Genomic DNA, 26,928 nt, shown 5'->3' with positions numbered 1-26,928 from the left:
CCGGGGATACATCAAGGATCTGAGGCAAAAAATCACATGACAGCATTATGGTTGATAGTGCTCTGCGGAGTGCTTTCCGTCGTCTACGCGATTTGGGCGACGTCTTCGGTGTTGAGCGCGGATGCGGGGTCGCCGCGCATGCAGGAGATCGCGGGAGCGGTGCGCGAAGGCGCACAGGCCTACCTTCGGCGCCAGTACACCACGATCGGTCTCGTCGGCATCGTCATCTTCGTGCTGCTTGCCTATTTCCTCGGGCTCTACGTCGCGGTTGGTTTCGCCATCGGCGCCATCCTGTCGGGGGCTGCCGGCTTCATCGGCATGAACGTCTCGGTCCGTGCCAACGTCCGCACGGCCCAGGCCGCGACGACGTCGCTGGCCGGCGGCCTCGAGCTCGCCTTCAAGGCGGGCGCAATCACGGGCCTTCTGGTGGCGGGTCTCGCCCTGCTCGGCGTGACCCTCTACTTCGCCTTCCTGGTGCACTCGCTGAAGCTTGCGCCCGATAGCCGCACGGTGGTCGATGCCATGGTGGCGCTCGGCTTCGGCGCTTCACTGATCTCGATCTTTGCCCGTCTCGGCGGCGGCATCTTCACCAAGGGTGCGGACGTCGGCGGCGATCTCGTCGGCAAGGTCGAGGCCGGCATCCCCGAGGACGATCCGCGCAACCCGGCCACCATCGCCGACAACGTCGGTGACAACGTCGGCGACTGCGCCGGCATGGCGGCGGACCTGTTCGAGACCTATGCGGTGACCGCGGTCGCCACCATGGTGCTCGCGGCGATCTTCTTCGCCAAGACGCCGATCCTCTCCAACATGATGACGCTGCCGCTCGCGATCGGCGGCATCTGCATCATCACCTCGATCATCGGCACGTTCTTCGTCAAGCTCGGGCCGAGCCAGTCGATCATGGGCGCGCTCTACAAGGGCCTGATCGCAACCGGCATCCTGTCGCTGATCGGCATCGCCGGCGTGATCTACTACCTGATCGGCTTCGGCAAGCTCGACGGCGTCGACTATACCGGCATGGCGCTGTTCGAATGCGGCGTCGTCGGCCTCGTCGTCACCGCGCTGATCATCTGGATCACCGAGTACTACACCGGCACCGACTATCGTCCGGTGAAGTCGATCGCCCAGGCCTCGGTGACCGGCCACGGCACCAACGTGATCCAGGGTCTCGCGGTCTCGATGGAAGCGACCGCGCTGCCCGCGATCGTCATCATCGCCGGCATCCTGGTCACCTACAGCCTCGCCGGCCTGTTCGGCATCGCGATCGCGACCGCAACCATGCTGGCGCTGGCCGGCATGGTCGTCGCGCTCGACGCCTTCGGCCCGGTTACGGACAACGCCGGCGGCATTGCCGAAATGGCGGGCCTGCCGAAGGAAGTGCGCAAGTCGACCGACGCGCTCGACGCGGTCGGCAACACCACCAAGGCGGTGACCAAGGGCTACGCGATCGGCTCCGCCGGTCTCGGCGCCCTGGTGCTGTTCGCGGCCTACAACCAGGACCTCAAATTCTTCGTTGCGGACTCCGCGAACCACACCTACTTCGCCGGCGTCAACCCGGACTTCTCTCTGAACAATCCCTACGTCGTGGTGGGCCTCCTGTTCGGCGGCCTGCTGCCGTACCTGTTCGGTGCGATGGGCATGACCGCCGTCGGCCGCGCGGCCGGCGCGATCGTCGAGGAGGTGCGCCGCCAGTTCCGCGAGAAGCCGGGCATCATGCAGGGCACCGACAAGCCGGATTACGGCAAGGCGGTGGACCTGCTCACCCGTGCGGCGATCAAGGAGATGATCATCCCCTCGCTGCTGCCGGTGCTGTCGCCGATCGTCGTCTACTTCGTGATCTACGCGATCGCGGGTGGCGGGGTCGCCGGCAAGTCGGCGGCGTTCTCCGCCGTGGGTGCCATGCTGCTCGGCGTCATCGTGACGGGCCTGTTCGTCGCGATCTCCATGACCTCGGGCGGCGGCGCCTGGGACAACGCCAAGAAGTACATCGAGGACGGTCATTTCGGCGGCAAGGGCTCTGACGCTCACAAGTCGGCGGTGACCGGCGATACCGTCGGCGATCCCTACAAGGATACGGCCGGTCCCGCGGTGAATCCGATGATCAAGATCACCAACATCGTGGCGTTGCTGCTGCTGGCGATCCTGGCGCACTGAGCGGCGCTGCAATTCCAAGACAAAACCCCGCGGCGCGAGCCGCGGGGTTTTCGTTTGGCAAGTTGGCTCTTGTCGATGCGATGGAGCGTTGCCCATCCTCATCCTGGGGCGCGCGGAAGGCGCGCCTCGAAGGATGAAGGCCCGACTGGCGGCCCTCTGCTTCGAGACGGCCGCTGCCCTCTCGCCATGAGGCGGATGGATCTGAGCGCGCGGCGACAGGCGTGCCTACTGCACGTCCATCTGCAAGCCTTCCTTCTGGATGATGCCGGCGAACTTCTTCGTCTCGGCCTCCACGAAGTCGGAGAATTGCTGCGGCGTGCCGTAGTCGGCGCGGGCGCCCATGGCGGCGATGTTCTTCTTGATGTCGTCGCGTTCGAGCATGGCCTTGACCTGGAGGTTCAGGGCCTCGAGGACCGGGGCAGGGACGCCCTTCGGCAGGAACACGGAGAACCACGAGGAGACGTCGAAATTGGCAAGCTCCGGCGCGCTCTCGCGCATCGTGGGCAGATTCGGAGCGAGATCGCTGCGTTCGGTCGTGGTGACGCAGAGGCCGGTGAGCGTGCCGTTCTGCACCTGCGGCAGGCTCGGATAGAGATTGTCGAACAGGATCTGGATGTCGCCGGCGAGCGCGGCCTGGAGCGCGGGCCCCGCGCCGCGGAACGGGATGTGCGTCATCTTCAGCCCGGTGAGCTGGAGAAACCAGGCGCCGGTGAGGTGAGGGCTCTGGCCGACGCCGGAGGAGGCGTAGCTGAGCTTGTCCGGATTGGCCTTCAGGTAAGCGATCAGTTCGGCAATCGACTTGATGCCGGTCTTCGGATGCGCCGAGACGATGTTCGGGATCCGGATCATGTTGGAGACCGGCTGGAGCTGGTCCGGCTTGTAGCTGAGGTTCTTGAAGATGCTGTAGGCGATCGCATTCGGACCGGGATTACCGATCAGGATGGTCTGGCCGTCCGGCTTGGCGCGGGCCACCTCGGCAGTGCCGATCGTGCCGCCGCCGCCGGAGCGGTTTTCCACCACGGCCGACTGGCCCCAGGCGGTTTGCAGATGCGCCGCCAGCAGCCGCCCCATGACATCGGTCGAGCCGCCGGCCGCGGCCGGCACGATGATGCGAACGTTTTCGGTGGGCTTCCAGTCGGCAAGGCTCGTGCGCGACAGGATGGCCGCAGCCGATAATCCCGCGGCGCCGGCGAGCACGCGGCGGCGAGACAACAACTTCCTGTGCAAATCCTCAGACACGAATCCGCCTCCCTGCTTGTTGTTTTGCAGGGAGCGTAGGGAACCCGATGCGCGACGGCAAGTCGCATGCGGCGCCACGACGCCGCAGGCCAAAGCCTCAGTTGAAGCTGAGCAGCTTGAACAGCGGCGCGAGGTAGCTCATCTCCTGACCCGAGGTCGGCGTGGTCCGGCTGATGAAGTCGAAGATCTTGCCGTCCTGCAGGCCGTAATTGGCGAGCCGGCGAACGCGGCGATCCTTGTCGAAATAGATCGCGATGACCCGCTGGTCGACGACCTTCTGGTTCATGAAGGCGACCATGCGCTCCGAGCGCTGCGAGATATAGTAGAACACCTCACCGTCGAGCGTGGCGACCGTGGAGGGCGTGCCCATCACGATCAGCACCTGGTCCTGGCTCGCGCCGATCGGAATCTGCTCCAGCGCGCCGGGCGGCAGAATGTAGCCCTTCTGGAATTGCTCGCCGGTGCAGCCGGCGAGGGCCACGCCGATCAGGGTCGCGGCCGCGAACAGGCGGAGCGCACGCCAGCGCGCATGAAGGCTGCGCGGCTTGTTGGCGCGCAGGCGGGTCTCGGTCGTTGTCGTCATAGTGGAACTGATTCCGTCCCCTTGCGTCGCGCGAGGCGCTGAAGTACCGGGCGGAGGCTCTGAATGCAACTCGCGCGCGCCCGCTTGCGGAAACCACAATGCTTTGGCCGTTCAATCACTTCAGGAAACCCCGGCTAGCCCCGCCAGGCACCATTGAGGCCATCTATGGCATGATCGTGACGCAGGCGCGAGAACCCATGTTTTACCGGGACTTGGGCGTGCCCGATACGGTTAATGGCCGTTTCGACCTGTTGCTGCTGCATCTGTGGCTGTTGCTGAGGCGCCTGCGGACGGCCCAGGGCGGCACCGAACTGTCGCAGGCCCTGTTCGACCGCTTCTGCGAGGACATGGACGACAATCTGCGTGAGATGGGGGTCGGCGATCAGATCGTGCCGAAGCGCATGCGAGCCTTCGGCGAGGCCTTTTACGGCCGGGTGCAGGCCTACGATCAGGCTTTGGCGAGCGACGCCGAAGCGCTGGCATCCGCCATCTGCAAGAATATCCTGAATGGTGCCGGCATGGACCAGGCGCGGCGGCTTGCGGCTTATGCCAGGGCCGCTGAGGCCGATCTTGGCCGCACCGGTGAGCCCGCGCTGCTATGCGCGTCCTTCACATTCCCCCCGGTGCCCCCTGAGGAGGTCACGCCATGAGCCGACCGAATGCCGGTACCCAGCCGGACCCCTGGCGGTCCCCCATTATCGTCGCCCAGATTCCCGATGCGGGCCTGCACCGCGAGCTTACGGCGTCGGCCAGTGAGCGGCAGGCCATGGCGGAACTCGCGGGCCTTCGCGACATCCTCTCCGCGCAGGCTGCCTTCGACGTCACGCCGAAGAGCGGAAACCGGATCCAGGTTACCGGCCATGTCCGGGCCCGGGTCGGCCAGACCTGCGTGGTGACGCTCGACCCGATCGAGAGCGAGATCGATGAGGAGATCGACCTGGTGTTCGCGCCCGAGGCCGAGGCGCGGCGGCTCGCCGACCTTATCGAGGAGGGGCAGGACGACGAGGAGCCGCCCGAAGTGGTCGATCCGCCGGAAGCGATCGTCAACGGCATCATCGACCTCGGCCGGCTTGCGACCGACGCGCTGTTCCTTGCGATCGATCCGTATCCGCGCAAGCCGGGCGCGGTGTTCGAGGCCGAGGTCATCGCTCCCGATCCGGAGGATCATCCGTTTGCGGCTCTGAAGGCGCTTCAGGACAAGAAGAAAGGCAAATAGCCGCGAATTCCCGGTGGGGATCGTCCTGGGGTGCCGCGTGAAGCGTTTGCCGGGCCAGATTGAAGGAGCGTCCTATCTATCTGATTTCCATACATTTCATGCGAAAGTCGCGATCTGTGTCGCTGTCGTCCTGGATGCAAAAGGCTGGGGGCAAGAGGTTGTTTCGGGATGACAAAACGCTATTGTCGCGCCCCGGTCCGGGTGCGGCGTGGCGCCTGGCCGGTCGCCATGTCCATGGCGAACCCATTTTGCGGCCCCGCTAGTTCAAGACCGCAGCAGACCAGGTTTCCGGGACTTTTATGCCAAGCAAGGTTCGTATCGCGCTTGACGCCATGGGAGGCGACGTCGGCGCCCCTGTGGTCATTCCAGGCGCCGCGATCTCGCTCGGCAGGCACCGTGAGACCGAGTTCCTGCTGGTCGGCGATCGCGCCAGGATCGAACCCGAGCTCGACCGCTATCCCCAGCTCAAGGCCGCTTCGAAGATCATCCACACCGATGTCGCAGTCAGCAGCGCGGACAAGCCGAGCCAGGCGCTGCGGCGCGGCCGCAAGACCTCCTCGATGTGGCTGGCCATCGACGCTGTGAAGAAGGGTGAGGCGGATGTTGCGGTCTCCGCCGGTAACACCGGCGCGCTGATGGCGATGTCGCGGTTCAACCTGCGTACGCTACCTGGGATCGACCGCCCGGCGATCACCGGAATATGGCCGACCAAGCGCGGCGAGTCCGTCGTCCTCGACCTCGGCGCATCTATCGGCGGGGATGCGCACCATCTGGTGTCGCTCGCGGTCATGGGCGCAGCGATGGCGAGCGTGCTGTTCAACAAGAAGCGGCCCACGGTCGGCCTCCTCAATATCGGGGCCGAGGAGATCAAGGGCCACGAGGAGATCCGCGAGGCCAGCGAGATCCTGCGTGCGAGGAACCTGCCCGAGCTCGATTATATCGGATTCGTCGAGGGCGACGGCATCGGCAAGGGGGCGGCCGACGTCATCGTGACCGAAGGTTTCAGCGGCAACATCGCGCTCAAGGCAGCCGAGGGAACCGCGCGGCAGATGGCGGAATTACTCCGCAACGAGATGCAGCGGAGCTGGATGTCCAAGCTCGGCTACCTGTTCGCCCGCAGCGCCTTCCAGGCCCTGCGCGATAGGATGGACCCGAACAAGTCCAACGGCGGCGTGTTCCTGGGGCTCAAGGGGCTGGTGGTCAAAAGCCATGGCGGGACCACAGCCGAAGGCTTTGCCTATGCGATCGATGTTGGCTATGAGATGGCTCACTACGATCTCCTGAACAAGATCAATCAGATGCTCAACGGCGAGGGCGGTGCACTCAATTCCGTGCAGTCCGCGCAGGAGGCTGTTTCGTGACTCAAATTCGTTCGGTCGTGCTGGGCTGCGGCGCCTACCTGCCGGAGCAGGTGGTGACCAATGCCCAATTGGCGGAGCGTATCGACACCTCCGACGAGTGGATCGTGCAGCGCACCGGTATTCACGAGCGGCACATCGCGGCCGAGGGCGAGTTCACCTCGCATCTGGCGATCAAGGCCGCGCAGGCCGCGCTCGCCGATGCCGGCGTGGACGCGCAGTCGATCGAACTGATCGTGCTGGCGACCTCGACGCCCGACAATACCTTCCCGGCGACGGCGGTTGCCGTGCAGCACGGGCTCGGAATCAACCACGGCGCGGCGTTCGACCTGCAGGCGGTCTGTTCCGGCTTCGTGTTCGCGCTGGCCACCGCCGACAATTTCCTGCGGACCGGTGCCTACAAGCGCGCGCTGGTGATCGGCGCCGAGACCTTTTCGCGCATCCTCGACTGGACCGATCGCGGCACCTGCGTGTTGTTCGGCGACGGCGCCGGCGCGGTCGTGCTGGAGGCACAGGAGCAGGCGGGCAAAGCCGCGACCGATCGCGGCGTGCTGACGACGCATCTGCGCTCGGACGGTCGCCACAAGGCGAAGCTTTTTGTCGATGGCGGTCCGTCCTCGACCCAGACCGTCGGCCACCTGCGCATGGAGGGCCGCGAGGTCTTCAAGCACGCCGTCGGCATGATCACCGACGTGATCGTCGATGCATTCCAGGCGACCGGGCTCAATGCCGAGGACATCAACTGGTTCGTGCCGCACCAGGCCAACAAGCGAATCATCGACGCATCGGCGCACAAGCTTCATATCGCACCGCAGAAGGTGGTGCTGACGGTCGACCGCCATGGCAACACGTCGGCCGCATCGATCCCACTGGCGCTGTCGGTGGCGCGCAGGGACGGCCGCATCAAGCGCGGCGACCTGGTTCTGCTGGAAGCGATGGGCGGCGGCTTCACCTGGGGCTCGGCGCTGGTGCGCTGGTAGCAACAGTCGATAAAATTTTGCCGGAATTATCGCTGATGATCGATGCCTCTGCATTGATGTGCGGTGTTGACCGCCGTATCGTAAGCTCATAATTTTAGACGACAATTGTTCGCCGTGATGTGGGGCAGGGCGATGACCGAGACTAGCAAAACCGTAACGCGTGTTGATCTGTGCGAGGCCGTCTATCAGAAGGTCGGTCTGTCGCGCACGGAGTCGTCTGCGTTCGTGGAACTCGTGCTGAAGGAGATCACCGACTGCCTTGAACGGGGCGAGACGGTGAAGCTGTCCTCCTTCGGCTCGTTCATGGTCCGCAAGAAGGGCCAGCGCATCGGGCGCAACCCGAAGACCGGGACCGAGGTTCCGATCTCGCCGCGGCGAGTGATGGTGTTCAAGCCGTCGGCGATCCTGAAACAGCGGATCAACGCCCAGCACCGCGGCAATGGCGATGCCAGCAAGGCTCAACCGGAGGCGTAACCGCCCGCGGAAAGGATTTGGCATTTGGACAAGGCGCCGGATGCGTTCCGAACCATCAGCGAAGTAGCGCAGGAACTCGACATTCCGCAGCATGTGCTGCGGTTCTGGGAGACCCGCTTCTCCCAGATCAAGCCGATGAAGCGCAGCGGCGGCCGCCGCTATTACCGTCCGGACGACGTCGATCTGCTCAAGGGCATCCGCCGGCTGCTCTACGGCGAGGGCTACACTATCCGCGGCGTGCAGCGGATCCTGAAGGAGCACGGCGTCAAATCGGTCCAGGGCCTTGCCGACGGCTCGGCCGCGGTGTCGTTCGGGGCGATCGAGGATGCCATCGGCCAAAGCCTGATGGAGCCCGAGGACGAGGCGCCGATTCGCGGCGTCGCCGATTCCGACGATGACGACTACCAGGGCGACGAAGAGGAGGGCATCGACTTCCGCTTCACGGAGGTCGATGACGAGGAAATCCTCACCACCTTCCGGAAAGGCGGCACCGCCACGCCCGCCGGCCCCAGCGCGCTGGACCGGGAGCGCCTCGGACGGGCGCTCGCCGACCTCGTCGCCTGCCGCGAGATGCTGGACCTGGCGCTGAAGGACGGCTAGGGCGGCCCCAGTTCGCTGTGCGGGCGGTTCCGACGCCATAAGCCCACACCAATTTGGCGTCGCTGCTTGCGCAAAGCGGCGATCCTAGCTAATGGAACGACGTTCGGAGCGTGGCGCAGCCCGGTTAGCGCACTAGTCTGGGAGACTAGGGGTCGGAGGTTCAAATCCTCTCGCTCCGACCATTTTTCCAAATAGTTTCAATGTCTCGTGGGGGTGGCCGGTTTGTAGCGGACCGCCCGTTTGCAGGTAGTTTGCAATGTCCGTTCGCGACCGGTTCGTTGGCGGAGATTGGGACGATCTGGATGACGGGGGACCGTGGCCGCTACCCTCGCGACTGCAACGAACGTTGCCGGTGATCTCCCAGACGCGATCCTCCGTGCGCCTGGCTCGTAGTCAGAGCCGTCTGTGCCCAGTTCGGCGAAGATCTTCCTCAGATTTTGAAGGTCTCGAACAGGCGCCCGATCCGCAGTTCACCTCAGATATCCCACCACCATCCGCGTCGTCTCGTCCACCAGCGCCTTCATGGCCTTGTCTGACAGCATCTCGGCCTGGTTCAGCACCGTGTTGTGCGCCACAGCCTCGATCGTGCTGACACAGATGAAGGTCGCCATATCGAGGTCGATCCTGCGCATGTCCTTGCGGCGGCTCTCGAGATAGGCCCGCACGAGCGTCTGGACCTCGCGGTTGAAGGCTTCGACATCGGCGAGCTGCCCGGTGCGCGGAATCTGCTCGGCGAGGACGCGGTGCAGCTTCGGGTCGATGCGATGGGCCTCGATCGCAACCGTCACCAGCCGGCGCACGGCTTGGTCGACCGGCATGTCCGCGACCTCCGCGAGCGCGGCGCGGACGAGCCCCATGATCTCCTGGTTGTGACGGTCGATCACGGCGGCGACGAGCGCCTCCTTGCTCGGAAAATACTGGTAGAGCGACCCGACACTGACGCCGGCGACCTCGGCGATGCGATTGGTGCTGGCCTTCTCGAATCCTTCGCGGACCAGAATGCGAGCAGTCGCCTCGACCAGCGCGTCGACAGTCGCGCGGGAGCGTGTCTGAGAGGCATTTTTCCGGGGTTTTGTCGGCGGTCTGCGCGCCATGGCATTGCAATCCGAATGCGAGTAGGAAAAGCGAGCGATCACTCGCATTATAGCCGCGGTTGGCGCGCGGTGCACAGGACAATCGCGCCGGACGGTCCAGCAAGGCGAGGTGCGAGCATGAGCGTCGCGAAGATGTTGTCGATCGGTCGGATATGCGCAGGCGGCCGCGTGGAGCGCGCTGTGCCGCCGGAGGACCCGAGACCGAGCCTGCAGAGCCTCTGCTTCAACGCGGTCCTGGGCCTGCTTCCCTTCAAGACGCAATTGGCGTCGGCCGAGGCGGTGCAGGAGCATGTGCGCCGGCTCGCCTTGCGGCCGGCCTCGCATCAGCCGACGAGGCTCGGCCGCGGCGTCGATGTGACCCTGACGAAGATGGGCGGATGGCCGGTCTACTACACGGCGCCGTCGTCGGGCCATGAGGGACGAAACTATGTGATGTTCCTGCACGGCGGCGGCTACATCAACGAGATCGTGCCCGCGCACTGGCGCTTCGTCGGGCGGATGACGCGCGATGCGCGGGTCAGTTGCGTCGTGCCGATCTATCCGCTGGCGCCGGCCGCCACCGCGAAGGACGTGGTGCCGGCGACCGCCGAACTGTTGCGGATGCTGCTGGAGGATGCCGGGCGGGCAAAGGTCACGGTGGTCGGCAATTCGGCCGGCGCCGGGCTTGCACTGGCCGCATGCCAATGGTTGCGCGATCGCGGTCATCGGCAACCGAACCGCCTGGTGCTGATCTCGCCCGCGGCGGACGCGTCGGTCGGCCGTCCGGAGCAAATCGAGATCGCGGGGCGCGATCCGATCCAGGACATTCCGGGGATCGTCGAGGCGGCCCGGCTCTACGCCGGCGAGCTCGACGTCGGCCATCCCTTCGTCAGCCCCCTGAACGGCGCATTCCGGTCGCTGGCGCCGATGACCATCTTTGCCGGCACACGCGATCTGCTCTATCCCGACAGCGTCGATCTCGCGGAGCGGGCCCGGGCGGCGGGGGTGCCGGTCGAACTCCATCTGCGGCGCGGCCAGCCGCACAATTACGCGCTGATGCCGACGCCGGAAGGACGGCAGGCCCGTGCGGTGATATTGCGTGCGATAGCCTAGGGAGAAGGCGTGACCGTGGTCACGGAGTGGACTGCCCGGACTGGGGCTGGCGCCGGTGGCCGCGCGGAGGGAGATGAGCGCCTCCGGGGCGTTTCCTCGATGATCGTCGTTCGCAGGGGCCTAGGCGTGGCCCTTGATTTCATAGTGACCCGGCACGCATTTGTAGCGCTCCAGGCGCCAATTGGCGTGATAGATCGGATGCTCGCCCATCCATTTCGCAAGGCCTGCCTGTGCGCCGACCGCGCACTGCATCATCGAAATCTCGGGCGTCATGTTGCTGTCGGTCACGATTTCCTCGACGCAACTGCCTGAGGCAGCGGCGCCGAGCCGGCAGAGTACGGCAACGACGGTTACGAACATTCCTGTCACCTCATCGGTAGTGTTTGACCACGAGGAGAATGCAAGCGCAGTGCCACAGCGCGTGTCGGAATTGCCGCACTCATCTGGTTGATCAGCCCGCCCTCAGGCCCCTTTCGCCGATTCGGATCGTAGGAAACTCCCGCGGACACCAAAGCCGGGCCGCAAATGGTGACAACGGCATACTCAGTCGTGCGTCATGACGATTGTTGGATCAGGATTGAGCCCACGCCCGTAAGACTGCGCAAGCCACGCAGATCCAAGGGCTGTCAGATGTCCGTAGTCGAATTGAATCGGCGTGCGACCTACGAGGAGACGGCAGGTGTCCGGACACATGGCCGAATAGGCGGATCGGTAAGAGACGCCTCTGGGCATGATCGTTTCCGCGAACTTGCGGTCTGTCAGCTTTTGCTCAGGCTTGAGATGTTCTTGGGCGGCCGACTGCAGATCGCGGTGTTTGGCGGTCGCTACGGCCAAGATGCGAGGGAGGGGAAGGTCATATTCCGGCACAGGTCCGGATATGACGACGCGGTCTGCATACCCGGACAAGGAGGATGCGCGCTCGACAGCGCCATCAACCTCGCTCATTTCCCACCGTGCCGACAGCACGATCATGTCGACGTGGTGTTGCGGGAGAAACTTCTCGAAGACCTCCTGCATCAACTGCACGCATCGCTGTTGGCCGCCGAGATGCATGACGGGCTTGCAGCCTGATGCTGTCGCCTGCATGACATTGGCATTCAGCACCTTCTGATAGCCGTGCCACAGATGGGCGCCATGACTATCACCGATGATGAGGATATTCGGGCGCGCCGGGTCAAGCTTCAGGCAGAGATCTCGCCGGTAGTATGAGATTGAATCGAACCCGGAGTTGAGAAAGCATCGGCCGCCCCGCATCGGCTCCATGGCGTCGTAGTCTTCGAAAGCGAGCAGGTCGGCTGTCTCTTTCGGCACGGGAGCAATGACGTTGGAGATCGGTGCAGCTATCAGTGCCGCCAGACACATGATGGCCATGGCCGCGGCCCCGCCGAACAGGATCTTGCGGGGTGCCATTTCTGTTCGCCGGAAGGGGCGCTCCACAAACCACCATGACATCATCGCGATCGAGATCGCGATCGCGGCCAGGATGACGCGCTGCTTGAAACCAGCCGTACTGCCGAAATAAACGAACAACGGCCAGTGCCACAGATAGAGCGAATAGGAGATCAGCCCGGCAAAACGGACCGGTAGGAATGAGAGGGTGCGGCCGACCAGCGTGCCCGGGCCGGAATGGATGATCGCCGCTGCGCCGAAACATGGGAGCGTGGCAGCAAGTCCCGGGAATGCCGTTCCTCGGTCATACGTGGCGACAGCTATGAGGACCGAGACAAGGCCCGCCGCCGAGATCGCATTCCGGGCGAGTTTGTTTTCAAGTGCGGGAAGCGCCCGGATCGCAAGCAGCGAGCCCGTGAGAAGCTCCCAGGCCCGGAAGGGTACGAGGTAGAACGCGGCGCTGATGTTCGTCTCGACAGCCACGATCGATCCCAAGAAGGACGCCACTGCCAGAAGGGCAATCGCTTGAATGCTTCGGGTCGGCGCAACTCTGCGGATCGCGAGGACGGTGATCGGGAACAGGATGTAGAACTGCTCCTCGACAGACAGCGACCACGTGTGCAGAAGGGGATTGTTGGCAACGTGAGGATCGAAGTAGCCCGCGATAGCGTAGAAGAAGATGTTCGAGACGAACAGCGTTGCATAGGCAATGCTCTTGCCGACGTATTCGGTCTCGCTCGGGAATTGGGTCGAGAACGAGATCAGCAGCGTGGCTGCGAACACCGCGAATAGAGCAGGAAAAATCCGCCGTATCCGCCGTTGGTAGAAATCAACAACGCTATAGCTGCCATCCGCGATGCCGTCGTAGATAATCTTCGTGATGAGAAAGCCCGAGATCACGAAGAAGACATCGACGCCGACGTAACCACCCTTGAACAGGGGTGAGAGTTCGTAGTGAAAGCCGAGGACGGGTATGATCGCAAGGGCACGCAGCCCGTCAATGTCCGAGCGATATTGCAATTCCGCACCAATGAAACGCGCGGGCCGGCTCAAAAACGGGCGCCTCCCGCATTTGTTGTATCGGAGACTGCCACGTCGTTATGGGTGATTCAACCAGTACGGTATGAAATAGAAATCACACCTCTAAGTCATTGTCGGCGATGGTCAAATGAAATTGATGCATTGCACAAAAACCGCGCGCGTGAGATGCTCCGCGGATGGATGCTGTGCTCTTGGTATTGATGGGATTGAGCTTTGCGGCCGGATACAGCGTCCGGTCGTATGTTTCGCATCGTCGTCGGTTGAAGAAAGCACGCTGGCGCTTCGGAAGGGCCTAGTTTGCTATGCGAAAGCCTTGCTCGTGGCTGGCGTAGAAGCCGGGGAGACACCTTGAGCAAAAGCAAGCGTATATTGGATTGTTCAGACGCATAGAAGTGATCGAAGACTGCTCGTCTCACGGCATCCGCAAAGCCCGTCTGAAGATCCTGCAAGTACTTTCGTGATGGTAGCGAAAGCGTTCGTAAGCTTTTGAACCGCCCTTGGTGCTTTCTCAGGCGTCTATGGGGCTCCCCCATGATGTTCATCCATCTCAGCGGGAAGCAGCGCATCGGGAAGAGGTGGATTGTTCCAGCGATGCCGGATGATCCGCCGCACATCGTTGGGAAGGTGATTGTGAAAGACGGCGCCCGGACAGTGGGCCCGTGGGATGTCTCGCGCGGTGTGAACACAATAAGCGAGTTGTAAATACCTCTCGCACCTGGACGATCATCGCCGACAACCTGCCGGCCTGCACGCGTCATGCGCAGACATTGCAGGGCCTAGAGAAGACCTATCCGCGCGCGCCGATGCCGGAGGCCTCGTCCGCGCAGCAGGCCGCGGTCCGGCAGGCGCTGGAGGGACTCGGTGCGCTCGACGGGCGGCGTGTCGAGCCGGCCGAATAGTCCGTCCGCCGAAATAATCGAAGCCAAGCAGGCCGCGCCGATCCGCTTTTACCCGCGGCTGCGGCGCTGCTACATTTTACGCGCCGTCCGATGGGTTCGCGCGCGGGCGGAGAAACATACCGACCAAGGGAGGGGCTGAAGTCCCATGAAGGATTTTGCAGGAAAGATAGCGGTCATTACGGGCGGTGGCACGGGCATGGGGCGCGAGCTTGCGCAGCAGCTCGTCGCCGAGGGCTGCAACGTCGCGATGTGCGACGTCTCGGAAGCCGCGATGGCCGAGACCAAACGGCTCTGCGAGGTCGAGAAGCTGCCGCAGGGCCTGCGCGTCACGACACACGTCGCCGACGTCTCGATCGAGGATCATCTGAAGCGTTTTCGCGACGAACTCGCCGCGCAGCAGAAGACGGACAGGATCCATTTGCTGTTCAACAACGCCGGCATCGGCGGTGGCGGCAGCCTGTTCACCAACACGCGCGAGCAATGGGAGCGCACCTTCAACATCTGCTGGGGCGGCGTCTATCTCGGCGTACGCACCTTCCTGCCGATGCTGGTCGCGGCGGACGAGGCTCACATCGTCAATACCGCCAGCGTCAACGGCTTCTGGGCTTCGATCGGCATGAACCAGGCGCACACCGCTTACAGCTCGGCGAAGTTCGCGGTGAAAGGATTTACCGAAGCGCTGATCAACGATCTTCGTCTTCACGCGCCTCATGTCAAATGCTCGGTGGTGATGCCCGGTCACATCGGCACGTCGATCGTCTCCAATTCCCGCAAGGTGCAGAGCAGCGACGGTTCCGACCGGCTCAATGCCGACGAGGTCGTGCTAACCCGCAAGCGGATGGTGGCGGCCGGCGTGCCGAATGCCGAGAAGATGTCGGACGAGGATATCCAGGGGGTCTTCGCCGAGCGCGCCCGCAGCTTCCTCGAGGATGCGCCGACCAGCGCGGCCCAAGCGGCGAAGATCATTCTCGACGGCGTGAAGGCGGAGCGATGGCGCATCCTCGTCGGCGAGGATGCGAAGCGTCTCGACGAGCGCGTGCGTGCGGCGCCGGAACAGGCCTATGACCGCGCGTTCTACGAGAGCTTTACGCAGGAGGCCGGCTGGCGGCTCGGGTGAGATCGTCAACGAGCGCGCGTGCGTATGTAGGTATGATGCGCGTCATGACAAGAGGGGCGCTCCGTATTAACCGCAGCGCCTCTCGCTCGCGTCGGCCTCCTTATGACGACACGGCATGTCACGCATGCGACATATTCCATGCGTTCAAGCGATGGTGATCTCGCGCGCGTCTCATTCGGCGCACGCCAGCTTGGTTGGTGAACTGAAATAGTTTACTCAATCAGGGTAACGCCACGACACAGCGTAGCTCCCGATGATACCCGCATGCCTCTCCGACGACTGGTCCTTCTGCCCGGAGAGAGAAGACCTCTCCGCTGAATTCACGCGGCTCCTGACCGCAGCTCAGGAAGGCGGCGCCACCATCGCGGAATGTCTCATGATCGCGCGGCATCTGAAGCAGGCCGACGAGCCATCCTGGCACCGCGAATGGAAGAAGCTGGCACATGCCAACCGGCAGCGCGCGGAAGCGGCGTTCGCGGAAGGCCACATGGCGACCGCGCAGCGCAACTGGCTCCGCGCGATGAACTATTACAGCGCGGCCGCGATGCCGCTCGATCTGGCCGACGAGCGCCGCTGGGTCGCCGTGCTCGCGATGCAGGAATGCGCGCGGCGGTTTCTGTCGGCGCGCCGTCCGGCCGGCGAGGTCGTCACGATTCCCTGGGCCGACGATGGCCACGCGCTGCAGGGCTATTTCCTGCCTGCGCCGTCGGCGAACGGTCGGGCACCGACGGTGATCTGTATCGGCGAACCCGGACACCGCAAGGAGGAGTTCCTGTTCAAGCTCGCGCCGCATGCGCGCGAGCGTGGCTTCTCGATGCTCGCGCTCGACCTGCTCGGGGAGCAGCGCGACGACTATGTCGAGGCGCTGCTGCAACGGCGGGACCTCGAGAGCTCGATCGCCAGCGCCATGGATTATCTGGAGACGCGGAGCGATGTCGATTTCGATCGCGTCGCGATCGTCGCGGACGGGTGGGGCTCCTCATTCGTGGCGCGCGCGGTGCTGCAGGAGCCGCGAATCGCCGCGGCCGTCTGCGACGGCGGCCTCTGGGATCTTCACGAGCGATCGTTCTTCGCCAGCCGCTTCGCGATGAGCGATCTCAGCATCGTCCCGGTGCCGCATTCGCCGTTGATGGCCAGCAGCGCCGAATGTCCGGTGCTGATCACCCTCGGCGAGGACGGCTGGCTCAAGGCCGATCGCGCACGCAGGATCGTGCAGAAGTCGCAGCCCAGCAATTCGGATATCGCGCTGAAGGTGTTCACCGCGGCCGAGACGGGCGCAGCTCAGGCCCACGCGGACAATCCGAGCCTCGCCAACGAATACATCTTCGATTGGCTCGAATCGCAACTCGGCGCCAGCGCTCGGCGGATCTGAGCGTTCGCGCCAGGAAAGCGCGTCGGCCACGACGTGAGGGCCCCGTTCCGTTCTTGCCGGATGGCAGTGTCCCGGCGGCTCAGAAGTCGAGGGATATCCTGACACAGGCCTTTTCGAGGCGCGTCTTGAGCGTCGCGAGCTTGGCGGTGAACTCGGTCAATTCGTTCTCGTCGAACTCCTGGAAGACGAATTCCCGGATCGTCTTGTACTGCTCGTTGAGGCTCGCGATGTGCTTCTGCGTTTTCTCGACCAGCGACAGGCGGACCACCCGGGCATCCGTCGGAGACGGGCGACGGCGCAGCAGGCCTTTCTTCTCCAGGAGCTTGGATTGCGTGGTGACGAAGGACGGATCGACGTTGAGAAGCTTTGAGACCACGTTGACCGGAACGCCGTCGTCCTTGTCGAGGTCCGAGATGGCCATCAGGATCAGCCATTGCGGGCCGCTGATGCCGAGCGTCCTCGCCCAGAACTGACGCAGCTCCTCCAGGTGCATGTTGATCGACGATATCTCCCAGGTGAAGCGCCTGATGATATCCAGATTGCCGATGGAGCGGAGGCGCGCCCCTTCTTTCCTCGTCGCGGACACAGCGTCACTCCCGTGATCTGATTCTTCTGACCGGTGTCGTGCGAGCCCATAGTCCACGCAAGTCTGCTCTGACGCAAGTGCAGAGCAGGGTTATTTTGTCACGAAAATTACAAAGATGATCAAGTCAGCCGATTAGCTCAGGCTGAGTGTTGCGGCCGAGGCACAGGTTTAGTGAAACAACAAAGCTGAGCAAATAAACTATTTTAATTAGGGGAACGACGCAGGCATATTAGTTCGTGACGGTGGGGGGTACTCAATCGTCCCGTTGCAGGTGGTTCGCTCACGTCCCTCGCGTTCAAGCGGGTGCCCGAAAGCGCGAAGCGGCCGAGCGGATTTCGAGGCGGGGATCTGGGGGGCCTGACGGTCCTGTCTCCGCGAAAATGAGCAACTTGGAGGTTTTAAATGAGAGTGGTGAAGAGCCTTTTGCTCGGCACTGCGGCGGGTCTGATCGCCGTCGGTGGAGCGCAGGCGGCTGATCTTCCGGTCAAGGCCAAGGCGGTCGAATACGTGAAGATCTGCTCGCTGTACGGCGCGGGTTTCTACTACATCCCGGGCACCGACACCTGCATCAAGCTGGGCGGCTATCTGCGTGCGGAAGTCGCGCTCAATGCCGGTGGCAACTACAGCGCTTCGTACAACAACGTCTTCGCGGCGAACAACCGCCTGACGAACACCTACTCGATGCGCGCCCGTGAAGATCTCAACATCGACACGCGCACCGCGACCGAATACGGCGTGGTCCGCACCTATTTCGATGCGGTCTTCACCTGGACGACCGGCAACTACGTCGGCACCGGCAGCGGCACGGGCTCGACCCAGTACAGCGGCACGCTCGGCCTCAACTCCGCCGGCACCGGTCTCGTCGGTTCGAGCGGCGGTGCGGTCAACGCCACCGACGGCGGCATTTCGGGCGGTTCGCTCGGCGTCTACTATGCCTTCATCCAGTTCGCCGGCTTCACCATGGGTAAGGCGGTGTCGCAGTTCGACGCGCCCTGGATCAACTATCCCGGCAACAACTTCGACCAGCTCGTCGGCGGCAGCGGCAGCACCAACGGTGTCGCCCAGTTCACCTACACGGCCGACTTCGGCCAGGGCATCACGGCTGCGATCTCGGCGCAGGACCAGACGCAGGTCTACCAGACCGCGATCTGGAACACCGCCGGCATGAGCACCACGGGTGTCCTCGGCGGCGCTTACGGCTCGAACGATCTCGGCGGCTCGTCGTCTCCCGACATCGTCGGCATGGTCCGCGTCGACCAGGCCTGGGGCCTGTTCCAGGCCTCGGTTGCCGCTCATGACAACCACGTCGGCTATTACGGTGCGACCGAAGCCACCGGTCATCCCGGCGACAAGTGGGGCTGGGCCGCTCAGTTGGCCCTGTCGATCAAGAACATCCCGACCGGCGCGGGTGACGTGATCAACGTGTCGGGCGTCTACACCGAGGGCGCGAGCCGCTACAACTTCCAGGAGCTGGCCGCGACCAGCTACTCGATGTTCGGCAGCTCCAGCAGCGCGTATCAGAGCATCGGCTTCGCCGGCGTGTCTGACGCGGTGTTCGGTCCGGGCGGCCAGCTCGAGCTGACCAAGACCTACGGTTTCCGTGGTGCCTACACCCACAACTGGAACCCGAACTGGAACACGGCGCTTTACGGTGCGTGGGCTGCGGTCAACTACAGCGGCACGGCCAAGAGCCTGATCTGCAGCAGCGCCTCGTTCGCGACCCTGACCGGCACCTGCAACCCGGACTTCAACATCGGCCAGCTCGGCGTCATCACGCGCTGGACTCCGGTGAAGGGTCTGACCTTCTCGGCTGACTTCGTCTACAGCCACCTCGACCAGAAGTACTCGGGCACGATCACGCCGGCGGCGCTGACCAGCGTTGCCAAGCCCGCGACCACCTACGAGCTGAAGGACCAGGACACCTACACGCTCCTGCTGCGCGCCCAGCGCAACTGGTAAGCTCGGGTCTCTCCGATCTGACGAAGCCCCGGCGGGAGACCGCCGGGGCTTTTTGTCGACCAGAATTTCGGAAATCCGGCATGCGCGAAGCGCGAAGACGAGCCATGCGATTCGAATGGCCTCAGATTTATTTACTTACCTGAGTTACTAAGCTATATAGCTGCTCAGCCGATCACGAAAGTTACGGCTCTTGGCTTCATGCTAAGCCTCCAGAAACCTCCGGCAATGCCCTGCCGGAGGTTTTTCGTTTCGGGAGAGGCCGAGCGTCTCAGCCGCGCATCACGCGCGCGGCCGGCCGGTAGGCGAGGCGGCTGTGGCCGGCGCAGTAGGGTTGGCCATCCGGCGAGGCATTGCCGCAGAAGCAGAAATCATCCGCGCCGGGCGTCGAAATCGGCCAGCGGCAGCGGTTCTCGGCCAATTCCAGCAGCGAGCAGCGGTTGGCTTCGTCGATCGGTTCGGCGATCGAAGGCCCGCCTGTTTCGCCGTAGATCGTGGCAAGCATTTCATATTGCAGGCGCGGCACCGCCCGCGACGCGCGAGGCGAGGCGGAGTTCCTGTCCCGATGCCTGCGCTCCTCGGCCGGCCTGCCGCGTGTCAGGTTGAGGCGGGACAGTTTGCCGATCACGGCATTGCGGCTGACACCGATATCCGCAGCGATCTCGCGGCAGGAGAGGCCGGCTTCGAAGTGCTGCCTCAGGAGTTCAATGCGTTCGTCGGTCCAGGTCGGTGGAGTCGTGAGTGAGAGAATAGGCATTTGTCGCGGTCCCAGGTTGCAGATGTCGGCCATCCGCTTGCGAGATCCGTCCGCGTCCTGCTCGGCGCCTGCTCACGTCCTGCCATTGTCGCGAATCGACAAAAGCCCGTCCTTGATGGCGAGACGGATGCCTTCCTCGATCAATGTCCGTGCGACGCCGGGAACGCTGGTGCCGTGGGTGCCCTGCCTCACCAGTTTTTCCAGGTAGGTGATGGTCGAGAGCGCCAAGGTTACGGGAATGCGGTCAGTCTCGGCTTTTTCGGTGGCCATGGCCCGAACGCTAGCCTCTTACTCAGGTACATAAAAGTAACGATTAAGATTCTATTTAGGTTCAGGGGTGGAAGTCAAATCCAAGCTTCGTCCGCCACTCAAGCGATTGAAATCACTTCAAAAATAGACGCAAGAACGCGCGCCGCCGGGAATGGCGGAGCGCCGTGCCGTGTCGACAGGTCAGGAAAGGGCGGGTCCGCTCAGCCGTGCACGATCGCCTTTTCGATCATGCAATGGATGCCCTTGGAGCCGTTGACGGTCTGGGTCACCCGCAAATCGGCCGCCAGGCTGCAGAGCGTGTAGGCGTCCTCGCGCGACAGGTTTCGCTTCTCGCCGAGCAGCGCGATCATGTCGCGGAGCGCCCGCACCACGCATTGGTCGAGGTCGGGATCCATCGCCATGGTGATGTAGTGCGACGTCGTCTCGGCGCGCGGATAGCCGAGCCGCAGGTCCTTGCGCAGCGTCAGGCGGAAGCGGCCCTGCAGGGCGGTCTCGATCGCGGTGACGCAGACTTCGCCGTCGCCCTGCACGCCATGGCCGTCGCCGCAGGAGAACAGCGCGCCCCGAACGAAGACGGGCAGGTACAGCGTCGCGCCCGCACCGAGTTCCTTGTTGTCGAGGTTGCCGCCCATCGCGCGCGGGACCAGCGAGGAGATGCGGCCCCAGGCCGGCGGCGGCGAGACGCCCATCACGCCGAAGAACGGTTTGAGCGGAAGGTCGAGCCCCCACGGCATGCGCCCGACCATCCGCGTTCGATCCAGCGGGATGTTGAGGAGGCGCGTTTCGTGGAAATCGTCGGGGAGGGTGCCGGAGAGCGGCCGGATCAGATTGTAGCCCCAATCCTGCCTGAGCTGGACGTCGAGAACCTCGACCTCGAGGACGTCGCCGGGTTCGGCGCCTTCGACCGCAATCGGGCCGGTGAGGATGTGGCCGGGCACCATCCGCTCGGATTTCGCATGCACCTCGAACAATTCGGGCGGGACATGAAACCGGTTGCGATCGGGCACCACCTCCGGCCCGCCGCTGATCGTGTCGATCGTCACCTCGTCGCCGCTTGCGATGGTGAGGATCGGCTTGAGCCTGGCTTCGAAAAAGCCCCAGTGACAGGTTTCGGGGCTTGCATGCAGGTGATGATGGGTCATGTGGACCTGTGAGGCGCGATGGAATGCCAGATATGGGATTCGACACGCGGCCGTGCGTCAAGTCCCGACGTTAGCTCTTGGGCTCGCGGCCCTTACGGCGTATGACGCTGTGGCAAACATCTGACGGGGTTTTCCGCTGTTTTTCGTGCTCTCCAAGACCATCGGCATTGCCGTGATGCCGGTCAACCTCCTGATCGAACTCGGCATCCTCGGCACACTGCTGTTGCTCACGCGATTTGCGCGGCTTGGCCGCGCGCTCATCGTGTTCGCGATCCTGCTTCTCGCGGTCTGCGGCCTGACGCCGCTGTGCAATGTCCTGATCTATCCGCTGGAGGCGCGCTTTCCGGCGTGGGATGCCTCGCAGGGCGCGCCCGACGGCGTCATCGTGCTGGGCGGTCCGATCGATTCCGACGTGTCGGCGGCGCGTCAGACGCCGGTCGTGCGCAATGCGGCCGACCGGATGTTCGCCGCAGCCGAGCTTGCGCGCCGCTTTCCCAACGCTCGCCTCGTTTTCACGGGCGGCAGCCCGAACCTGTTGTCCGCGGACGCCAAGGAAGCCGACTACGCCGTGGAGTTGCTCGAGGGCCTCGGCATCGCGAGGGAACGCATGATCATCGAGCGATTGTCACGCAACACCTATGAGAACGCGGAGTTCACGAAGGCCATGGTCCATCCCAAGCCGGATGAACGCTGGCTGCTGGTGACTTCGGCCTATCACATGCCGCGCTCGGTCGGCTTGTTCCGCCGAGCGGGTTTCACGGTCGAGCCGTATCCGGTCGACTGGCGAACCGGCGGCGCCTCCGATCTCATGTCTCCCAACAGCCTCGCGAGCGAGAACCTGAAGCAGACCGACATCGCCGTGCGCGAATGGCTGGGGCTGCTTGCCTATCGCCTTACCGGTCGCATTGATGAATTGCTTCCGGGACCGGCCAAGCACTAGAACAAGCCAACCGGCGGAATGCCTCGCCGGACCGGGAGCTAGGCCATGCAGCAGACCGCCGAGCCGATCGACCTTTCGACCATCGTCGCCGATCTCAACAGCCTGTTGCGGCTGAAGACGACGGTGATCGGGATGAAACTGTTCGCGCGCGCCGCGGACATGGAAGCGATTCCGAAAATCCGCCGGCCCAATGCGGTCCACACCACCGACCAGATCGTCAGCATGGCCGCGCGCCTTGGGTGGACCGTCGGCATTACCGCCGACGATCTCGTGGGCGCGCAGTGCCGCGCGGTGATCGGGCTCGCGCCCCAGGACGAGAAATGGCTCGCCGGCGAGAACTATGTCGGCGTATGGCACGGCACCGCGGAGGACGCGCGCAAGCGCCAGGAGGCGCTCGACGTGGTTCCGTTCGGGCACTATCAGGCGCTTGCCGTCAGTCCGCTTGCGAGCGGCCGGCTCGATCCGCCCGACATCTGCCTCGTCTACGCAACGCCGGGGCAGATGATCATCCTGATCAACGGGCTGCAATATACCGGTTACAGGAAGTTCGAATGGGGCGTGGTCGGTGAGACTGCCTGCGCGGATTCCTGGGGCCGGGCGCTCAAGACCGGCGAGCCCAGCCTGTCCTTGCCATGCTATGCCGAACGGCGCTATGGCGGCGTGCCGGACGAGGAGATGCTGATGGCGCTGAAGCCCGGGCATCTCGCCAAGGCGATCGAGGGGATGAAGGCGCTGGCGAAGAACGGCTTGCGCTATCCGATCCCTCCTTACGGAATTCAAAGCGACGTCCGCGCCGGCATGGGCGTGAGCTACGCCAAGAAATAAGGATCGGCGATTGCGAGCAGTATGGGTCGGCGCGCCGTTGCTCTGGCGAGGGCGATGTCCGGATCGTTTCGCTCGCGATGACGAAGCAACTTGAGGAATGGATCATGAGCTCTGCGAAATTCGACATCGTCGTCTATGGCGCGACCGGTTTCACCGGTCAGCTCGTCGCTGAATATCTGGCGGCGCACTACAAGGGCGGCAAGGGGCTCAACTGGGCGATGGCCGGGCGCAGCCTCGACAAGCTGAAATCGGTGCGCGATGCGATCGGTGCGCCCGCGGACACGCCGCTGATCGTGGCCGATGCCTCCGACGCTGCGTCACTGAAGGCGATGGCGGAACGGACGATGTCGGTGATCACGACGGTCGGCCCGTATCAGCTCTACGGCGAGGAACTGCTCGCCGCCTGCGTTGCGACCGGCACCGACTATTTCGATCTCTGCGGCGAGCCGATCTGGATGCGGCAGATGATCGACAAGTACGAGGCAGCCGCAAAAGAGAGCGGCGCGCGTATCGTGTTCTCCTGCGGCTTCGATTCCGTCCCGTTCGAACTCGGCGCGTTCTTCGTGCAGGAAGAGGCCAGGCGCGTGTTCGGCGCACCAGCCGCGCGCGTCAAGGGACGCGTGCGCGACATGCGCGGTACGCTCTCGGGCGGAACCGCCGCGAGCGCCAAGGCAACCTTCGATGCGGTCGCAAAGGACATGAGCCTCGTTGCGATCCTGAGCGATCCGTTCGCGCTGACACCGGGCTTCACCGGACCGAAACAGCCGAAGGGCAACAGGCCGCTGCTCGAGGACGACCTGCAGTCCTGGGCGGCACCTTTCATGATGGCGCTGATCAACACCCGCAACGTCCATCGCTCCAACATGCTGATGGGTTTCCCCTACGGCCAGGACTTCGTCTACGACGAGATGGTCCTGACCGGTCCCGGCGAGAGGGGCGAGGCCAACGCCAAGCGGGTGATGGCGGCCAATGCCGAGAAGACCGGGCCCAACGCGCCGAAGCCGGGCGAGGGGCCGTCGAAGGAGGAGCGGGAGAACGGCCGCTTCGATCTGCTCTATGTCGCGATCGCGCCCGACGGCCGCATGGTTCGCGCCGGTGTCACCGGTGACCGCGATCCGGGCTACGGCTCGACCTCGAAGATGATTTCCGAATGCGCGATCTGCATGCTGCAGGACGTCACGGACGTTGCCGCCGGATTCTGGACCCCCGGCGCAGCGATGCAGCACAAGCTGATCAAGCGTCTGGTCGATCACGCCGGGCTGACATTCGCGGTGGAAGCATAAAGTTCACGATCCTGCAGGAAGCGTGACTCGTGGCCTCGAAGTTCGACATCGTCGTCTATGGCGCGACCGGCTACACCGGTCGGCTCGTTGCCGAGTACCTCGCCGCGCATTACGTCGGTGTGGGATCGCCGACATGGGCGATGGCCGGGCGCAGCAGGGAGAAACTGGCCTCCGTTCGCGATGCGATCGGCGCTCCCGCGGACACGCCGCTCATCGTTGCGGACGCCGCCGATCTCGCCTCGCTGCGGGCGATGGTCGATGAGGCGAAGCTGGTCGTCACCACCGTCGGTCCATACCAGCTTTACGGGTCGGATCTGCTTGATGCCTGCGTCGCGTCGGGCACCGACTACATGGACCTCTGCGGCGAGCCGATTTGGCTGAAGCAGATGATCGATCGCTACGAGGCGGCCGCCAAGGTGAGCGGCGCGCGCATCATGTTCTCCTGCGGCTTCGATTCCGTGCCGTTCGAGCTCGGTGCGTTCTTCGTTCAGGACGAAGCGAGGCGTGTGTTCGGGGCGCCGGCGCCACGCGTCAAGGGACGTGTCCGCGACATCAGCTGGAAGTTCTCCGGCGGCACCTCGGCGAGCGCAAGGGTTACCTTCGAAGCGGTTGCGCAGGATCTCAGTTTGGTGTCGATCCTGAAGGACCCCTTTGCCTTCACGCCCGGATTTGAAGGACCGAAGCAGCCACGCGGCAACAAGCCGATCTTCGAGGAGGATCTGCAATCCTGGTCCGCCCCGTTCGCGATGGCCACGCTGAACACGCGCAATGTCCATCGCTCCAACATGTTGATGGGTTTCCCGTATGGTCGGGACTTCGTCTACGACGAGATGGTGCTGACGGGAGCGGGGGACGAAGGGCAGGCCAACGCGAAGCGTGTCATGGCTGCCAACAGCGAAAAGACAGGGCCTGAAGCGCTCAAGCCCGGTGACGGGCCCACGAAGGAAGAACGCGACAACGGTCACTACGACCTGCTGTATGTCGCGATTGCGCCCGATGGCCGTCAGGTTCGCGCGGCGGTGAAGGGCGATCTCGATCCCGGCTATGCATCGACGGCCGGGATCATGTCCGAATGCGCGATCTGCCTGCTGCGCGACGCGCCCGATGTCCCGGCCGGTCTCTGGACGCCGGGTGCCGCGATGCGGCACAAGCTGATCAAGAGGCTGATCGATCACGCCGGGCTGACGTTCGAGGTGGAATGCTAGCTAGCCTCCCTTCGAGCCATCATGGGATTGGCAAGACGAAGCGTGTCCGACCAAACATGATCGCGATGGTGTAGGAATGGTGGGCACGGCGCGTCGTGCCTTTTTCCATCCTGCGGACGTTCGCCGTCACGCCGCCCGCGCATCATACGCGTACATGAAATCCATGCTCTTCGAGCCCAGCGGCAACAGCCACTTGATCATCTGATTGCGGATGAGCGCGCCGGTGGCGCTGAACTCGCGCTTGTGGTTGCCGTTGCGGCGTGCCATCGCGACGATCTTCTCCGTGCGCGGGCGCCGCTCGGCCTCGAAGGCCTGGAAGGTGGCGCTGAGCTCCTGGCCCTCCTGCATCAGGCGCGCGAGCCGCATCGCATCTTCCAGCGCGAGCGAGGCGCCCTGGCCGGCATGCGGGCTGGTGGCGTGGGCGGCATCACCGATCAGGAGCGTTCGCTTGCGCGACCAGATCGGCAAGGTTGCGACGTCGAGCGTGTCGGTGATGACGATGTTCTCGGCGGCCTCGATGATGGCAGGGATCGGATCGTGCCAGCCCTGGTGGAAGGCGCGCAGATGCTGCTTCAGCGTCGTCTCGTCGAGCGCGCGGAACATCGCGGCATCCATGCCATGGGCGGGTTGCGTGCTCCACCACATCACGCCGTCGTTCGGATCGGAACTGCAATAGCCGTAACCGAAGAAGCCGCTCTGTCCGAAGGTGGTTTCGATATGCCGGCCGATCGCGCGGCCGTCGAGGACGGCGCGCGGCACGAAGCCGCCGAACCCGATCAGGCCGGTGTTGAAAGGCTGCGGCCCGTCCGGCACGACCTGGCGCCGCGTGACCGAATGCACGCCGTCGGCGCCGATCAGGAAGTCGCCTTCGGCGGTGGTACCGTCCGCGAAATAGGCGATGATCGGCTGGTCGCCGCGATCCTCGATCTTGATGAGACGCTTCTCGAAATAGAGCGAGACGCAGGAGCACCACGCCTTGTCGACCAGCATCTCGTTCAGCGTCGCCCGGCAGACGTTCACCGCCGGCTGACCGAAGCGGCGTTCCATGTCGCGGTTGATCGCGCCGAGCTTGCGGCCGTCCTGCGAATAGAAGTCGAAGGAATCCGCGATGGAGCCGCGGCCGATCAGCTCGCCGGCCAGCCCGATCTCGTCCATCACATGCATGCCGTTCGGCGCGATCTGGAGGCCGCCGCCGATGCCTTTCGAATAGGGCCACGCTTCGTAGATCGCGGATTCGATGCCGGCGCGGCGCAGCAGGATCGCGGTGACGGGACCGGCGATGCCGGCGCCGATGATCAGGGCCTTGCGGGGACGGTAGGACATGGCTTGCTCCCGACGTTTCCGTGGTGCTAG

General features: G+C 64.0%; 25 protein-coding genes, 1 tRNA gene and 1 pseudogene. 17 read left to right on the top strand and 10 right to left on the bottom strand.

The window, feature by feature from the left end; genetic code table 11:
• Positions 1–36 precede the first annotated feature (36 nt).
• Entirely contained in the window at positions 37–2,157 is a 2,121-nt protein-coding gene (locus QM712_RS11760; RefSeq protein WP_415023263.1) for a sodium-translocating pyrophosphatase, read from the top strand.
• Between the two features lie 225 nt (positions 2,158–2,382).
• On the opposite strand, the gene QM712_RS11755 is transcribed toward QM712_RS11760, so the two are convergent.
• Positions 2,383–3,384 carry a Bug family tripartite tricarboxylate transporter substrate binding protein gene (locus QM712_RS11755; protein WP_415023375.1) on the bottom strand — a complete coding sequence of 334 codons (1,002 nt, stop codon included), beginning with the start codon at positions 3,382–3,384 and terminating at the stop codon, positions 2,383–2,385.
• Between the two features lie 109 nt (positions 3,385–3,493).
• A complete protein-coding gene (locus tag QM712_RS11750; protein ID WP_415023262.1) occupies positions 3,494–3,979 on the bottom strand; it encodes an outer membrane protein assembly factor BamE in 486 nt (161 codons plus the stop codon).
• Between the two features lie 98 nt (positions 3,980–4,077).
• On the opposite strand from QM712_RS11750, the gene QM712_RS11745 reads away from it, so the two are divergent.
• The 7 genes from QM712_RS11745 to QM712_RS11715 all read left to right on the top strand — a co-directional run bounded on the left by QM712_RS11745 (position 4,078) and on the right by QM712_RS11715 (position 8,789).
• Positions 4,078–4,629 carry a ubiquinol-cytochrome C chaperone family protein gene (locus QM712_RS11745; protein ID WP_415023261.1) on the top strand — a complete coding sequence of 184 codons (552 nt, stop codon included), beginning with the start codon at positions 4,078–4,080 and terminating at the stop codon, positions 4,627–4,629.
• Positions 4,626–5,195 carry a YceD family protein gene (locus QM712_RS11740; protein ID WP_415023260.1) on the top strand — a complete coding sequence of 190 codons (570 nt, stop codon included), beginning with the start codon at positions 4,626–4,628 and terminating at the stop codon, positions 5,193–5,195. Before QM712_RS11745 ends, QM712_RS11740 begins: the two co-directional genes overlap by 4 nt.
• Before the next feature lie 299 nt (positions 5,196–5,494).
• Entirely contained in the window at positions 5,495–6,556 is a 1,062-nt protein-coding gene (gene plsX / locus QM712_RS11735; protein ID WP_415023259.1) for a phosphate acyltransferase PlsX, read from the top strand.
• Positions 6,553–7,533, top strand: coding sequence for a beta-ketoacyl-ACP synthase III (locus QM712_RS11730; protein ID WP_415023258.1), 981 nt, complete (start codon positions 6,553–6,555; stop codon positions 7,531–7,533). The genes plsX and QM712_RS11730 overlap by 4 nt, the downstream gene beginning before the upstream one ends.
• A 132-nt stretch (positions 7,534–7,665) precedes the next feature.
• A complete protein-coding gene (locus tag QM712_RS11725; RefSeq protein ID WP_415023257.1) occupies positions 7,666–8,007 on the top strand; it encodes an integration host factor subunit alpha in 342 nt (113 codons plus the stop codon).
• A gap of 24 nt (positions 8,008–8,031) precedes the next feature.
• Positions 8,032–8,607: a MerR family transcriptional regulator gene (locus QM712_RS11720; protein ID WP_415023256.1), complete on the top strand. Its 576-nt coding sequence runs from the start codon at positions 8,032–8,034 to the stop codon at positions 8,605–8,607.
• 104 nt (positions 8,608–8,711) lie between these two features.
• Positions 8,712–8,789, top strand: a tRNA-Pro gene (locus QM712_RS11715).
• A 288-nt stretch (positions 8,790–9,077) separates the two neighbouring features.
• On the opposite strand, the gene QM712_RS11710 is transcribed toward QM712_RS11715, so the two are convergent.
• Positions 9,078–9,701, bottom strand: coding sequence for a TetR/AcrR family transcriptional regulator (locus QM712_RS11710; protein ID WP_415023255.1), 624 nt, complete (start codon positions 9,699–9,701; stop codon positions 9,078–9,080).
• Positions 9,702–9,818: 117 nt separating this feature from the next.
• On the opposite strand from QM712_RS11710, the gene QM712_RS11705 reads away from it, so the two are divergent.
• A complete protein-coding gene (locus QM712_RS11705; protein WP_415023254.1) occupies positions 9,819–10,793 on the top strand; it encodes an alpha/beta fold hydrolase in 975 nt (324 codons plus the stop codon).
• 120 nt (positions 10,794–10,913) lie between these two features.
• On the opposite strand, the gene QM712_RS11700 is transcribed toward QM712_RS11705, so the two are convergent.
• Positions 10,914–11,153 carry a hypothetical protein gene (locus QM712_RS11700; protein ID WP_415023253.1) on the bottom strand — a complete coding sequence of 80 codons (240 nt, stop codon included), beginning with the start codon at positions 11,151–11,153 and terminating at the stop codon, positions 10,914–10,916.
• A gap of 183 nt (positions 11,154–11,336) precedes the next feature.
• A complete protein-coding gene (locus QM712_RS11695) occupies positions 11,337–13,235 on the bottom strand; it encodes an acyltransferase family protein (RefSeq protein ID WP_415023252.1) in 1,899 nt (632 codons plus the stop codon).
• Between the two features lie 710 nt (positions 13,236–13,945).
• On the opposite strand from QM712_RS11695, the pseudogene QM712_RS11690 reads away from it, so the two are divergent.
• The 3 genes and pseudogenes from QM712_RS11690 to QM712_RS11680 all read left to right on the top strand — a co-directional run.
• Positions 13,946–14,122, top strand: a pseudogene (locus QM712_RS11690) (dihydrodipicolinate synthase family protein); the annotation flags it as partial.
• A gap of 145 nt (positions 14,123–14,267) precedes the next feature.
• On the top strand, positions 14,268–15,239 hold the full coding sequence (locus QM712_RS11685) for an SDR family NAD(P)-dependent oxidoreductase (RefSeq protein ID WP_415023251.1): 972 nt from the start codon (positions 14,268–14,270) through the stop codon (positions 15,237–15,239).
• Between the two features lie 253 nt (positions 15,240–15,492).
• On the top strand, positions 15,493–16,611 hold the full coding sequence (locus tag QM712_RS11680; protein ID WP_415023250.1) for an alpha/beta hydrolase: 1,119 nt from the start codon (positions 15,493–15,495) through the stop codon (positions 16,609–16,611).
• Positions 16,612–16,690: 79 nt separating this feature from the next.
• Here QM712_RS11680 and QM712_RS11675 read toward each other — a convergent pair whose 3' ends face one another.
• On the bottom strand, positions 16,691–17,197 hold the full coding sequence (locus QM712_RS11675; RefSeq protein ID WP_415023249.1) for a MarR family winged helix-turn-helix transcriptional regulator: 507 nt from the start codon (positions 17,195–17,197) through the stop codon (positions 16,691–16,693).
• Positions 17,198–17,599: 402 nt separating this feature from the next.
• On the opposite strand from QM712_RS11675, the gene QM712_RS11670 reads away from it, so the two are divergent.
• On the top strand, positions 17,600–19,156 hold the full coding sequence (locus QM712_RS11670) for a porin (RefSeq protein WP_415023248.1): 1,557 nt from the start codon (positions 17,600–17,602) through the stop codon (positions 19,154–19,156).
• A 268-nt stretch (positions 19,157–19,424) separates the two neighbouring features.
• On the opposite strand, the gene QM712_RS11665 is transcribed toward QM712_RS11670, so the two are convergent.
• From QM712_RS11665 to QM712_RS11655, 3 genes are all read right to left on the bottom strand, one after another.
• Positions 19,425–19,910 (bottom strand): GcrA family cell cycle regulator, encoded by a 486-nt coding sequence (locus QM712_RS11665; RefSeq protein ID WP_415023247.1) that lies wholly within the window; start codon positions 19,908–19,910, stop codon positions 19,425–19,427.
• A gap of 72 nt (positions 19,911–19,982) precedes the next feature.
• Positions 19,983–20,180, bottom strand: coding sequence for a hypothetical protein (locus tag QM712_RS11660; protein ID WP_007603456.1), 198 nt, complete (start codon positions 20,178–20,180; stop codon positions 19,983–19,985).
• A gap of 200 nt (positions 20,181–20,380) precedes the next feature.
• Entirely contained in the window at positions 20,381–21,322 is a 942-nt protein-coding gene (locus QM712_RS11655; protein ID WP_415023246.1) for an acetamidase/formamidase family protein, read from the bottom strand.
• A 136-nt stretch (positions 21,323–21,458) separates the two neighbouring features.
• On the opposite strand from QM712_RS11655, the gene QM712_RS11650 reads away from it, so the two are divergent.
• From QM712_RS11650 to QM712_RS11635, 4 genes are all read left to right on the top strand, one after another.
• A complete protein-coding gene (locus QM712_RS11650; protein ID WP_415023374.1) occupies positions 21,459–22,262 on the top strand; it encodes a YdcF family protein in 804 nt (267 codons plus the stop codon).
• A 45-nt stretch (positions 22,263–22,307) separates the two neighbouring features.
• The gene (locus tag QM712_RS11645) at positions 22,308–23,087 is read left to right on the top strand and encodes a DUF169 domain-containing protein (RefSeq protein ID WP_415023245.1); all 780 of its coding nucleotides are present in this window, start codon (positions 22,308–22,310) and stop codon (positions 23,085–23,087) included.
• Positions 23,088–23,191: 104 nt separating this feature from the next.
• Positions 23,192–24,370, top strand: a complete 1,179-nt coding sequence (locus QM712_RS11640; RefSeq protein ID WP_415023244.1) for a saccharopine dehydrogenase family protein — start codon at positions 23,192–23,194, stop codon at positions 24,368–24,370.
• 29 nt (positions 24,371–24,399) lie between these two features.
• Positions 24,400–25,575 (top strand): saccharopine dehydrogenase family protein, encoded by a 1,176-nt coding sequence (locus tag QM712_RS11635; RefSeq protein WP_415023243.1) that lies wholly within the window; start codon positions 24,400–24,402, stop codon positions 25,573–25,575.
• Positions 25,576–25,701: 126 nt separating this feature from the next.
• On the opposite strand, the gene QM712_RS11630 is transcribed toward QM712_RS11635, so the two are convergent.
• Positions 25,702–26,898, bottom strand: coding sequence for an FAD-dependent monooxygenase (locus tag QM712_RS11630; RefSeq protein ID WP_415023242.1), 1,197 nt, complete (start codon positions 26,896–26,898; stop codon positions 25,702–25,704).
• Positions 26,899–26,928 lie beyond the last annotated feature (30 nt).

Origin of the sequence: Bradyrhizobium sp. (genome assembly GCF_047605465.1) — a bacterium.
Classification (GTDB): domain Bacteria; phylum Pseudomonadota; class Alphaproteobacteria; order Rhizobiales; family Xanthobacteraceae; genus Bradyrhizobium.
The sequence above is the reverse complement of the archived record's forward strand: the minus strand, read 5'-3'. Positions and strand labels throughout refer to the sequence as shown.